Annotated in this window: 10 protein-coding genes; 7 read left to right on the forward strand and 3 right to left on the reverse strand. The window is 61.1% G+C overall.

The features are described 5' to 3' along the window. Positions 1-191: 191 nt before the first annotated feature. Entirely contained in the window at positions 192-3071 is a 2880-nt protein-coding gene (locus IYW40_RS16690) for a bacteriophage N4 adsorption protein A (protein ID WP_246720858.1), read from the forward strand. Positions 3072-3157: 86 nt separating this feature from the next. Here IYW40_RS16690 and IYW40_RS16695 read toward each other — a convergent pair whose 3' ends face one another. Together IYW40_RS16695 and IYW40_RS16700 are read right to left on the reverse strand one after the other, a co-directional pair. Then, entirely contained in the window at positions 3158-4186 is a 1029-nt protein-coding gene (locus IYW40_RS16695) for a hypothetical protein (RefSeq protein WP_246720859.1), read from the reverse strand. 236 nt (positions 4187-4422) lie between these two features. Then, positions 4423-5412, reverse strand: a complete 990-nt coding sequence (locus IYW40_RS16700; protein WP_246720860.1) for a guanylate cyclase — start codon at positions 5410-5412, stop codon at positions 4423-4425. A 1378-nt stretch (positions 5413-6790) separates the two neighbouring features. Here IYW40_RS16700 and IYW40_RS16705 point away from each other — a divergent pair. The 3 genes from IYW40_RS16705 to IYW40_RS16720 all read left to right on the forward strand — a co-directional run bounded on the left by IYW40_RS16705 (position 6791) and on the right by IYW40_RS16720 (position 9933). Beyond that, entirely contained in the window at positions 6791-8011 is a 1221-nt protein-coding gene (locus tag IYW40_RS16705; RefSeq protein ID WP_196401407.1) for a site-specific integrase, read from the forward strand. Between the two features lie 290 nt (positions 8012-8301). Next, positions 8302-9315 carry a DUF1403 family protein gene (locus tag IYW40_RS21930; RefSeq protein ID WP_281432891.1) on the forward strand — a complete coding sequence of 338 codons (1014 nt, stop codon included), beginning with the start codon at positions 8302-8304 and terminating at the stop codon, positions 9313-9315. A 105-nt stretch (positions 9316-9420) separates the two neighbouring features. After that, the gene (locus IYW40_RS16720; protein WP_196401409.1) at positions 9421-9933 is read left to right on the forward strand and encodes an SMC-Scp complex subunit ScpB; all 513 of its coding nucleotides are present in this window, start codon (positions 9421-9423) and stop codon (positions 9931-9933) included. A gap of 75 nt (positions 9934-10008) precedes the next feature. On the opposite strand, the gene IYW40_RS21935 is transcribed toward IYW40_RS16720, so the two are convergent. Beyond that, a complete protein-coding gene (locus IYW40_RS21935) occupies positions 10009-10353 on the reverse strand; it encodes an antibiotic biosynthesis monooxygenase (RefSeq protein WP_246720861.1) in 345 nt (114 codons plus the stop codon). Positions 10354-10661: 308 nt separating this feature from the next. Here IYW40_RS21935 and IYW40_RS16730 point away from each other — a divergent pair, with 308 nt between their 5' ends. The 3 genes from IYW40_RS16730 (at position 10662) to IYW40_RS21945 (ending at position 12555) form a co-directional block, all read left to right on the forward strand. Continuing rightward, on the forward strand, positions 10662-11063 hold the full coding sequence (locus IYW40_RS16730) for a DUF6157 family protein (RefSeq protein WP_210327323.1): 402 nt from the start codon (positions 10662-10664) through the stop codon (positions 11061-11063). Between the two features lie 121 nt (positions 11064-11184). Continuing rightward, positions 11185-11955, forward strand: a complete 771-nt coding sequence (locus tag IYW40_RS21940) for a YafY family protein (protein WP_246720862.1) — start codon at positions 11185-11187, stop codon at positions 11953-11955. Between the two features lie 24 nt (positions 11956-11979). Next, positions 11980-12555 (forward strand): glutathione S-transferase family protein, encoded by a 576-nt coding sequence (locus IYW40_RS21945; protein ID WP_246720863.1) that lies wholly within the window; start codon positions 11980-11982, stop codon positions 12553-12555. Positions 12556-12720 lie beyond the last annotated feature (165 nt).

The raw sequence follows: 12720 nt of genomic DNA on the forward strand, positions 1-12720 counted from the left end.
GTCGGAATCTCGGCTTTTTGCAACGCAGATGGAGCGCAATCGTGCGGCGGGTTTTTCGAAGGCCTTGCGTAACAATCCTCTTTTTGGCGCTGGCGCTGGCGTCCACGACGCCAATCGCTGCTCGCGCTGGTGACAACGACGGCGTTCGCGAGGAGCCGCGGCCAGGCCAGCCTGGCTACCAGGAGCTTGCCTTGGCGTTCGCGCGTCTGGCCAAGGGCGATTACGATGGCGCCCTCAAATACGCGCAGCGGGCGCGAAGCCTCGCGCCCGCATACGAGATGCCCGTCCGCCTCCTGGCCGACATTCTAAACAAATCGGGACGAATCCGCGAGGCGATCGACGTCATTAACGCCTTTGTCGCCAGCCATAAGCATTCGATGGCGCTGATCGCCCAGCGCGGTCATCTGCGCAAGCGACTCATGGACGTCGCCGGCGCCGAGGCGGATCTGCGCAGCGCACGAGACAGCGGCGCGCTGACCCAAGAGCAGGCCGCCGCAGTCGACGTCGCGCTCTTCGATCTTGCAATGAGCGCCGCATATAAGGACTTCAACGAGTCTCGGCTGAATGAAGCCATAGAGAAGGCGCGAGCGGCGCACGAACTCGATAAAAAAGCGGAAGCTCCCGTCGGGCTTATCGCCGAAGCCTATAGCCGACAGGGCCGGGCTCAGGCGGCTCTCGACGAGCTGAATCGCTATATCTCGCAGAATAAGGCGAGCGGGCGTCTTCTCGCCCAGCGCGGATATTTGCGTCGCGCCATGCAGGACTTGAAAGGCGCGGCGGCGGATTTCGAAGACGCGCTCGCCGCGCCGGACATTGAGCCGAGCCAAACATTACCATTGCGCAATGCGCTCGCGGAAGCCGCCAAGGCTGAGCATGATAGCATTATGCAAGCCGAACTCGCGGAGGTTTACGCAGCGATCGCGAAACGCGATTACGCTCGCGCGGTGAAGGCGGCGCGCGCCCTGCGCGCCAAATATCCAAACGCCGAAGCGCCGCTCTTTGCGCTCATGACGGCATTGACCAAATCCCGGCAGGTAAAAGCAGCGGTAAAAGAAGCGGATGCGTTCATCAAGGACAATACGCCGAGTTCGACGTTGCTCGCGCAGCGCGGATACGCCCGGCGTGCGACTGGAGACCTGCGCGGCGCCATTGCGGACTTTCGGGATGCGCTCGCGCAGCCGGCGCTCGAGCCCGCGCAAGTGAAAAGGCTAAAACTCGCGCTTGCGGAGGCGGAACGCGCGAATGAACAGGGCGGTTCGCCGGTCGGCGCGCCGGCGACGCCCCTGCAGCAAGCGCTCAACAGCGGCTATGACGCGCTAAAAGCGGGGCGGCCGGACGAGGCTGTGCGTGCGGCAAGAGAAGCGCATAGTCTCGATCCCGAAGCGGAGGAGCCTGTTCTCCTCCTCTTGACGGCGCTCCTTCGCCAAGGGTGCAAAGCCGAGGCGCTTGCGGAAGCGAACCGCTACCTTGCGTCTGTCCCGCAAAGCCCGAGGGTGCTCGCACAGCGCGGCTTCATGCGTCGTCAGGCCAAGGATGTGAGCGGCGCCGTCGCAGACTTCGAGCAGGCCTTGAAATACGGACTTCCGGCCGATCAGAAGCCCAACGTCACGCGGGCGCTTGATGAGGCGCGCTACACGCTCGTCGCCGAAAAGGCCTTCAAGGCTCTGGCCGCTCGCGATTGGGTGAGCGCGTTGCGCTATGGCAGGGCGGCAGAGGCTTTCCCCCGAGCCGACGAGGCCGTTTTTCGCGTGACGATCGCCGCGCTTGCAGGGCTTGGCCACACGGATGAGGCGCTACGGGCGTCAAACGCGCTCATCGCGCGAGGCAAGGCCACGGGCCAAGCCTATGCGCAAAGGGCCTATCTTCGTAAGACGCTCGGAGATGGCGCTGGCGCGCTTGCGGACTTTGTGAAAGCGCTTGATCGGGGAGATTTGCCTTCAGCGCAAAGGGTGGCGGTCGAACTCGAAATCGCTACCGCCAGGTCGTCTGCATACGAAAAACAGGGAGATCTGACGCGCGCGCGCGCCGAACTCGTCGACTTCACGCAAACGCATCCTGACTACGCCGCCGGATGGTCAACGCTCGGCCAATTTTATGCGCGTCAAAAGGAATATGCCGCCGCCGTCGAGGCCTTTGAGAATAGCCTCGCGGTCGAGCGCAGCGGCGAAGTGTTGCTGAACGCGGGCTATGCGAGCGTCTATGTCGATCGCTCTAAGGAGTCGCAGTTCTTTCGGGAAGCGCTCGACCGCTGGTCGAGCGATCCCTCACTCAAAGCCCGGCCGGCCCGCGATCGAGATGTGATCAGAACGCAGGTTGTCGAGGCGGATGCGAGCGTTCGCACCAATGTGGTGTTCAACGGCATCGCCGATCGTCGAAAACGCTGGGGCGGGCATCAGCTTCAGCCGAGCTTTGAAACGGTCATCCGGTTCGATGGGCGCTACCTGCCGTACATATTTGGCCTCGAGGGTTTGATCGGCGGCTTTTGGTCCCAGGACCAGACACGCTTCACCGAAAGCTATTCGCGGCTCGGTTTGCGCTTGCGTCCGTTCGACGGCGTTAATTTCTCGGTGAGCGCCGAGTGGCAGCACTATTTCACGCGAAACGCGCCGTTCAATCAGCTCGCCTTGTCATGGGGCTATGGCTACGGCGGATTCGCCTATTCGAGCGCCCCAAGCGCGGGAGCGGCGGGCGCGATCGAACCGACAGACATGAGCTATCCGCATGAGACGACATGGCAGCCGCTGACGAGCTTTGCGACCTATGGCACCTACAGGGCCGGCGAGCGTCGGTATCTGCAGAACGCGGTGGGTTTGCTTGGCTATTCCTACTGGGACGCTGACTCCCGCGTCGTGCTCGGGGCGGCTGCAATGGGCATGGCGACATATGATAGCGCGGATACCCGCCGATTTGCCTTTGGGGCAGGTCCGGCGCTGGTCGTGCGCACATGGCTGGGCGGAGACTTCTACCGCGCCTATGACGGCATCTTGACTGCACAAATTGGCTATTTGTTCCCCTTCGGGGAGAGTCGCCGTCAAGGCGGTCTCAACGCGACAGTCGGAGTTTCCTTTTGACCCCATGCATGCCCGGGGTCCGCCTGTGACGCGCCGGGACAGCGCGACGTGGCCCTCGCCCCGAACCCGACCTTGCGGCAACGTCCCTATTTCAGAGCCGCTTCGGAGCGAGGAATCGTCACGACGACCGAATGGAAATATGCTGCGGCGTCCTCGGAATAGAATCCGACAAGTCCATTCGAATAGGGCCTTTCTCGGTCAGTGAAGGTGGTCAAGAGAACGCCGTCGACGAATGCCGAAATCGTCGTCGACGTCGGGGTGACGGCCTGAACAATTTTGACGACATATCGATTTCCGATCGGATAAATCGGTCGACTTCCCGACGCCAAGAAGCGCTGATCGCCTGGATAAGCAGGGTCCGCTTTGCCGAGCTCCCAGCCGTTCGGCTTCGGGATGAAGTAATAGAAATGCGTTTTGTCGACGTAGTCCCACAAAAGCCAGCCCACTTCCCATGGATTTGGCGCGTTCTGCCGACGCAACTGCTTCTCTGTGTGCAGCGAGGCCTCGATGGTCAAATTGCCCTTGATATCGACGGGCCAAGACGGATGCGGCCCACTGATCAGCCCGGCATGCGTTTCGTTCCCAGAATTTGACTCCTTCGGGCGTATCGCCAGCGCCTGGCCATCGAAAAGGCGGGCGACCGAGTTCGAACCATAGCCGTGATAAACGGACTTCCATTTGTGAGCGAGAAGCCCGCCATCTTCGATCCGGGTTTCAGGCGCGAGAGGAACCGCGCCGTCAAAAATCTCGGAAAGGATGATGCGTTCCGGCGTTACCGTCACGACAGTGCGATGCGACGTGGACGCCGCGCCTTTCTTGCACTTTATCGTATAGGTCGTCGTGCGGGCGGGCCGCACGAGAACATTACCCGACAGGTCGTGGACGACAAAATTCGGATCGCGCGGGCGGCTTGAACTCATGCAGACGTCGGCGTTCGTTGCGGAAAACGCCAGAGTCGCCGCCTGACCTGGATTGATCATCGTCGGCTTCGCCGACAGCGCGGCGATGGGAGCGTTCCTGATCGCCTCCGGGCGCATCAACGCATCCTCAGCGGCGGCGTCGGCCAATGAGATCGACGCCAAGGCGATCGATCTCAGCAAGAAGGCCCATTTCATTTAAGCCAAGCCACGGATGGCCCCCCACTCGCAAACGCAACGCTCCGAGACCGCAACTTTACTCAACTTTGCCGATCCGCGATGAGGATTCCACGGCTAGGCTTAATAGGCCCGAGCGCACGGGCCACAGGCTATTTGGCGCATGAGCCTGACGGCCGCGGCTCGATTCGTTGCTCGTGAACGTCGCATTAAGCGATCGTTTCGCGCGCGAAAATCATCGCGCGTTTGAGGCGGCGTCAGGAACCCGCCCGTTCGTCCTGCAGACGGCTCGCCGGAGTCCATTGGTAGACCTCGTAACCGTCCACCACCTTGCCTGCATCGTTGAAGCCTCCGCGCTGCTGCACGGGCTCGATGATCTGCTTCGCGCAGGCGATCGTGCCTGGCAGCGCATATTTCTGCATATGGCCGGCGATATCGATGACGCGGTCGCTCATTTCCTCCATCGGCGTGTGCTCGTCGTAATAAACGTGCCCGGCGTTGATGCCGCAACGAACGGTGAAGTTCGACTTGATCATCTTCACATTGGCGTTGAACGCGTCGAGACCGCCGATCACGTCCTTGGCGGCCTTCAGCGCTGAGTCGATCGAAGGAAAGCAGGCCATGACGCCGTCGGGCGTCCATGCCGCCTTCAGCGAGCCGTTGCTGCGGAGCTTGCTGTCGACGAGGTCCTTATACTCACGAAAATCGTGCTCGATGAATGTCTTGTCCTCGCCAAGCTTCATATTGGTCGAATCGACGACGTCGATGGAGAGGAAGGCGAGGTCGCGGCCCATCGACTCCAACTGACGCTTGGCGTCGCCCATGACCTTGAGCAACTCCGCGCGGCTCTTGGGGTTGCGCGCGTCCATCGTCTTCATTTTTTCCTTGACCGGTGCAAGCACCCGCGCGTCGGTCGGGGCCGCGGACTGCAGCGCCTCGAAGTCACGCTGCACCGACTTACGGTAGATCGCGGTCGAAACCTTGTGCCGCAGCGTGTCGACCCACATGCGCGCGAAGAGGAGTCCGCCGACGATAAACCAACGCGCCAGCTCATAGCCCTTGAAGTTGGTCGGAACCAGCGACTTGACCCACCGGATCATCCGCGCGTCAAAGACTTCAACATGTTCAATCCAGCGGTATGACCCCGCGTGCTTGAAATAAGGCGTGACGAGCGGGAGCAGGACGAGCGCAACCACGATGAGCAGGGCGATGTTCAGCAGCCCGAGGAAGACTCTGGCCAGCCTCAAAGGGAGCGGGGATCCGGGATTGCGCGAATGATCCATGAGCTTCTTTCAATCCGAGCTGGGGACGCCGATCGCCAGCGTTATCGCACGCGCAAATCGGTCCGCGCAATTCTGGACCGAAGGCAAGACGAGGACCAACTGAAGAGGATTCACTTGAGCGTATCAGTCCGCGCGGGGCGCCGACGTAGCTTAGATAAAGTCCAGCGGTCGGAGCAGGAGGCTAGCGGACTTCGACGATCCTATAGCCGCAGGTGACCCAGAGTCGAACTCTTCTTCATCCTTCTGCCGTAAGGCGCGCGGGCCGCCATTTGCACCTTGCGGCGCCGATCGACGGGTCGCGCGCTGCGCTGCGTCCCGGCTGAGCCTGAGCCCCATAAATTTGGATTTCCCAGGATAGGAGAGAACGCCCCGAGCCCGGATGCATGCGCGGAGCGTTTTTCTCTTATTGAGGGGTCCCTTATTGAGGGACTCCTTGGTCGAGAGAATTCCTACTTGGATTGGTGAAGATCTTTCGCATGAAGCGCGTCCAATAGCTCATTGCCCTTCAGCGTAGAGACGCGCGCGGCGGTGCCGTCTTCATTGCATTTCCCGCTCGTGTTTTTCGAGCCAGTGCATTGGCGGCTCCCGTCGGCGGGGCATTCGAAGACGACGTCGTTTGTGCATCCGACCAAAGAATTGCCTTTGATGCCATAATTGCAGGTTTGCCCTGCGCCGTGCATCCGATCGCACGCCGAGATAACGGCGCCAACCGGCGCCGCAATCGCAGCCGAGACAGTCACAGAAGAAATAAGCGCGAGCGCACATGTTCGGGGAAAGGTCGTCCTCATGGCAAATCTCCAAATTGCTGTTTTGGCGTCGCCCTCCCAAAGCCCCTTGAAATTGTAGAGCCCAATTCACGGCGAGGAAGATCGCGAGAGAGGCTACGTTTCCGGGCGGCTCGTTCTTTCCGCGGTCAGAGCCCTTGCGATCGTCTGCGCGACGGCTTTGGCGTCGGCGCCCGACGGCCGATTGACGAGTCCGCGCCTGCTCGGGTCATCCTCAAGATCGACATAGGCGGGTGCGGCCACGAATGCGGAGGCGAGCGACGGGCCCAGCGGAGGGTGAGAGAAGCGCCCCCTAAAGCTGCCCCCAGCAAATTTTGCGGGTATTTCCGCGGGCGCCGAATTTTGCGTAACGGATTGCTTGAGTGGTGGGCGCACAAGGGCTCGAACCTTGGACCCGCTGATTAAGAGTCTCATTTTGCGGCTTTTCTATGATATCCGATCATTCGCCAGGGCACGCTAGATAGCTGATTATTATTGACATTGCGTCTGACACGTTTTCCGATTGCCGTCGGCGACTTTCTTTCGCGTGGTCACCATGTGGTCACCAAGGAGACCCGATGGGCGAGCGGATTGCGAAACTGACAAAACGAAGTGTTGATGCGGCGCGCCCTGAGGCCGAGCGTTATGTTGTGTGGGACGGTGCGCTGAAGGGCTTCGGCCTCCGGGTCGAGGCTTCAGGGACGAAGACGTTTCTCGTCCGATACCGGATCGCGGGGCGGAAGCGCTTCCTGGCAATTGGCCGGTTCGGCCAATTGACGCCGGAACAGGCGCGGGGGCACGCTCAGGCAATTCTGGCCGATGTGCGTCACGGCCGTGACCCTTTAGAAGAACGTCGCAGTGAGCGAGCGGCGATCACCGTCGCAGAACTGGCAAACAGATTTCTCGCCGAGCACGTCGGCCCCAAGCGAAAGGGCGCCACTGCGGTTCATTACAGCAGCCTGATACGACGGTATGTTTTACCCAAACATGGTCCCCGGAAGGCGCATGATTTTGTTCGGTCCGATCTCGCGCGGATACATCTGTCGATGCGGGACCGTCCCTATCAGGCAAATCGGCTGCTCGCGGTAGTCGCAAGCATGTATTCTTTCGCGGAGCGCCTTGGACTACTTGCAGATGGATGTAATCCGGCTGCTCGGATTGAGCGGTTCCCAGAAGCGCGGCGGGAGCGGTTCCTAACGATGGAGGAGTTGGCGCGGCTCGGAGAAGCTTTCCGTCGATTTGAGAACGACGGGCGATTTCGAGAGGGGATTGCGGCGCTACGACTCCTGCTATTTACCGGAGCGCGCTTGCGCGAGATCCTTCACCTCCGTTGGGAACATGTCGATATGGAGCGGTGCTTGCTGTTCCTACCCGATTCCAAGACCGGGAAGAAAACGATTTTTCTTAATACGCCAGCACTGGCGGTGCTTCGATCTCTGGAGTGCGTCGGAGATTGCGTCATAGTGGGTGCGGACCCAAGAGTGCCGCGAGCGGATCTCAAGAAGCCGTGGGCGGCAGTGACGGAGGCCGCCAATCTTCCGCGGTTGCGCATCCACGACCTGCGCCATTCGTTCGCCAGTGTCGGCGCAGGAGCAGGGCTTGGCTTGCCGATCGTGGGCAAGCTCCTCGGTCACATGCAGGCTTCGACCACTAACCGCTACGTGCATCTCGACGCTGATCCGATCCGGCGCGCAGCGGATGCGATCGGTGAGACCATTGCTGCGGCGCTTAACAATAGCTCTGACAGCAATCCAAGTTCAAAATCGGATGCTAAACGTTTGTCGATTCCAGTTCGCTGAAGAGATTAGGTTGTCGGAAACGATAGTGGAGGTCTGGTGTCGCGAAAACCCCACAACTGAATCCATTGGTATTTTCGCCTCCGTTCGCATTTTAAGTGAGCGCCAGAGAATCAATGGACCGCAGGTTCATCCGATTAGCTCACATTATCGGACGTGGGAACGAGACGACAAGCGCGGCGGATGTGAGCGAAAAGAGAATGGTAAAGCGCCGCGACGACTTGCCCGCGGACGCGTTCGCGGGGCTTACGATTCCGCCATGTTCAAAGATGATTCGCGCGACTCATTTGAGGTTGACGCCTGAGGTTGACGCCGCGGGCGCCGCGCAGCCGCCGCGCGGCCGCAACAACCATCGTTCAAGGCCATCGCTTTCACAAAATGTGAAGGAAATTCGGCCGCTTCCGCGCTGGACCCGGATAGAAACGAGCGTCGGTGAGGGTGCCAAAGCGGCGGCCTTTCTCGCCGGCGCCAATCTTCTCGCCCTCGACCAAATTTTGCGAACTGGCGAAGCCGGCGGCGAACCTTGTTTCGCTGGCGTCCTGCGCCAGCGTCTCGCGCTCAAAGCCGCCGCGACTTGCGCGCGTCTCGCCAGGCTGCGCGAGGACGCGGCGGAGTTGCGCGACGCCGAACATCTGGGCGACGTCGTCGAAACCAGTCCTGCCGGACGCGTACATCGACTATGGCGGCTGTTTGCGACGCGTCCTGTGAGATTTGACGCAACGACCTTGTCGCTTGCCGCCGAACACCTTGGGGCGCTGAGCGACTTGGACGCGCTTGGGCTCGCTGATGCGTTGCGGGAAGTTGTCACCAGCGCCGACAATCCGCTCGCTGCGGCGGCGCACGCGAGCGCGGCGGCGATGCATTATCTCGCGGCCGTCCCTGAGATCGACGCGGAGATTTTCGCGCTCTGGCTCGCCGCCGCCGTCCTGACGCAAAAACTCGCCTGGAAGGCGCCGATTCCGCTGCTGGCGACGGCGATCCTTCATCCGGCATTGCGCCGCGATCAAAACGGCCGCCGACCGCGTCCCGGCGCTGGCGACTGGTCAAACGCGCTTGCTGCCGCCTATGCGCTTGCGGCATGTGAGGCGATCGATCTCGCCGCCGCCTTGTCGCGCCAAACGCAAAAACTTTTCGATGCCGCGCCGAAACTGCGCGCCGCGCCTTTGGCGCGGCGCGCATCATCGAAATGCTGCTCGATGATGATTGCGTTTCGCCGGCGCGCGCGGCGAAGCGGGCGAAGCTTTCCGACCGCAGCGCGCGACGTTTGTTCGATCGGCTTATCGAGCTTAACGTCGTGCGTGAGCTGACCGGGCGCGACAATTTCCGCCTTTATGGGTTGTTGCCTTCTCAGGCCACACAGGAATCAGATCGCATAAAGCAAACGCGACAACACGCAATGTGAGGCGCGGATCATGGCCCGTCCGAAAAAGCGGGAAACATACGAGGATTTCGATCTCGTTCTAACCGACCTGCCGGATGCTGCACGTTGGCGGGAATGGATGGGCCGAGTCGAAGCGGTGATTTTTACGGCGCGAAACCCGGTGCCGCGCGACGCGCTTGCAAGAGTGATCGGTTCATCCTGCAATCTCGACGACCTGATCGCCGACATCCGCGAAGATTTGCGCGCGCGGCCCTATGAACTCGTTTATGTCGCTGGCGGCTATCAGCTTCGCACCAAGCCGCGTTTCGCGCCAGCGATCCGGGCGGCGAGCGGCGATGATTTGCGCGATGCGGGCGCGCCCGAGTTGACGCCGACAGAGCTCCTAGCGGTGACGGCGATCGCCTACCTGCAACCAGCAACCCGCGCCGGTCTCTCGCGGCTTGCCGGCCGCGAGACTAGCCGCGACGTGATCGACGCGCTCAAGCGCCGCGGGCTGATCGATAGCGCCTTGCGCGCGCCGGAGCCCGGCGCGCCGTTCGCATGACGCGTTTAGTCTGTCAGACGACGATGAAGGCATCGACCTCAACGACGCGGGGTGCGACGACGTGGCAGAGGAAGGCTATCTATTCAAGCCGCTGCGAATTGGAGGCGGGAGTCGCGCCTGAACGAAGCCACAGAACAATCGCCAAAAGCCAAGCTGACGGTGATCTAAGCTAGCCTTTGACCACCCGCTTTTCTCGCAAGATCCTACGATGTTAACGAGCAGATTCTCTGAGAATATAGGGGTCACGACAAGATCAGTGCGAAATTGCACGCTAACCCGCTTGCCATCCATGCCGCTGTGGATGCTGACCGAGACGAAGCCCGGTTGCCGGCGGATGACCGTCTTGGTCGCCTCGGACAGCAGACGCACAAATTCGGCCTGCTTTTCTGGCTCCACTTCATAGACATTGATGAGCGTCAAACAGGCGGCGTCGGCGTCAATTTTCGCGATTTAATGACTGGCCATCGTAAACTCCTTCGACATGGGCGTCGGCGAAGTCATGACAAGGCAGCTATCCGGAGTGACATGCGTGGCGGAGTTTTTTGCAGCGTGTCAAAATATAGACTTCCGGCTGGTAGAGCAGGCCCGCCTTTGCTCCTTCCGGAAGCGCTCAGCGGCCCAAGCGAGCCCGTGACGGAGGCCAGACCGCAACAGAGGAGGCTCGATGTCGTCACATTGGAGAGGGCATATGTTGGTGAAAGGCAATCACCAGCGGGATCAAGCGACAATTGAAAAGCACGAACTATTTCAATACCTTCATCACGGCTTCGGCCGACTGCCCTGCAACGGCCGGAATCGAGCCGGCGAACAGAAACTCTGTTGCGGGCCTGCAATACGCGCTGCTTCGAGGCGAACCTTATTCCTTCACCAGCGATGACCTGCTTTTCGACGTTTTTGCTCGGCGTAATGGAATCGACGATCACAAACGAGAAATCTCGCGGGCGGCTTTTTTCTCAAAGCCGCAAGCATGTCTTCGCGCCTCGCCGCTGGTGAAGCAGTACGGCTGGGGATTGCACCATGACGAGCGAGGACGTGTCGCCGTCTATGGAGTCGAGACTGACGCGTACCGGAAATTGGCCGCGCGCGACGACTTGAAGCTTGTTCCGGGAATGCGCAACCGCCGCTCTTGAAGCGTCCCCGAACCTGGAGCTACCGCCGTAATCCCGAACTTGGCCGGTCTCGCGAGGGAACTCAGAGGCGGAAGTTTTCCTGCTGCCAGAATTTGACAGGATCCCCTGATATTCTACCAGCATGTCCCGTACGCATCGATTGTTCGAACTCCTGCAGATGCTTCGCCGCCGCCGCCAGCCGGTGAGCGGATCGGAGCTTGCGCGCGAGGCGGGCGTTTCCCTCCGCACGCTCTATCGCGACATCGCCGCCTTGCAGGCGATGGGCGCGGAAATCGACGGCGAGCCGGGCGTCGGCTATGTGCTGCGCCCGGGCTTTCTTTTGCCGCCGCTGATGTTTTCGGAGGAAGAGATCGAGGCGCTGGCGCTTGGCGCGAAATGGGTGGCGCGCCGCACTGACGACGCGCTGTCCGAGGCCGCCGGCAACGCAGTGGCGAAAATCTCGGCGGTTTTGCCGCAAGAGCTTAGGACCCGTTTGGAAGATGACGCGCTGCTGGTCGGCCCGGGCTGGGAGCGGCCACAGCATGTCGAACTAACGCTGTTGCGTCGCGCGTTGCGCGAAGAGCGCAAATTCGCCATTTCCTATCGCGATGAAAAAGGTGCGCGGACGCAGCGCGTCATTTGGCCGGTAGCGCTCGGCTTTTTCGAATCCGCCCGCGTTCTCGTCGGCTGGTGCGAGTTGCGGCGCGCCTTCCGACACTTCCGAACCGATCGTATCGAGACGGCGCACACTCTGGACGCGCGCCCGCCGCGCCGCCGTCAGGCGTTGGTGAGAGAATGGCGTCAAACTATGCTGACAGAAGCTGACAGCAGCAGCGCATACAGTCGCTCCGCATCAAGAAAGCCGAAGGGAAAATCCATGGCGAAGGAGCTTGTTTTCTATACCAATCCGTAATCGCGCGGCCTGATCGCGCACTGGATGCTGGAAGAGGTCGGCGCGCCCTATTCGATCGAGGTCAAGGATTACGGAACGACGATGAAGGCGCCCGAATATCTTGCGATCAATTCCATGGGCAAGGTGCCGGCCATCAAGCATGGGGAGACGGTGGTGACCGAGGCGGCCGCCATCTGCGCCTATCTCGCCGACGCCTTTCCGGAGGCCGGGCTCGCGCCGGAGGCCGGGGCGCGCGGCGACTATTATCGCTGGCTGTTTTTCGCCGCAGGCTGCGTCGAGCCGGCGATGAGCAACCACGCCGCCGGTTGGGACCCCGCGACGCCCGAGATGCAGACCCGCTTTGGTTACGGCTCCTACGCCGCCGTGATGGACGCGCTGGCCAGGGCTGTGGCGGGACGTCGATATATTGCGGGCGACATGTTCACCGCCGCGGACGTTTATGTGGGGTCGATGATCGGCTTTGGGCTGCAATTCGGCGTGATCGACAAGCGTTCGGAATTCGAAGCCTATTGGAGCGGCTTGGAAAATCGCCCCGCGCGGCTGCGCGCCGGCGCAAAGGCCGAGAAGCTGGCGTCGAAACAAGCCTGGGCGCCGGCGTGATTCTGGCCGCGATCCGCTAACCGCTCCATGCGGCTGCGCGGCGGCGAACACATTGCCGATCGTCCTGACGACGATCGGCGTTGTGTCAGTTTGGAAATTTGCTACGGATGATTTCCGTTATCCTGTCGCGCCGAGTTCCGAGGCTCGCGCCGCCGCGCGTAGCCC

The sequence above is a fragment of the Methylocystis sp. H4A genome (assembly GCF_015709545.1).
Classification (GTDB): Bacteria; Pseudomonadota; Alphaproteobacteria; order Rhizobiales; family Beijerinckiaceae; genus Methylocystis; species Methylocystis silviterrae.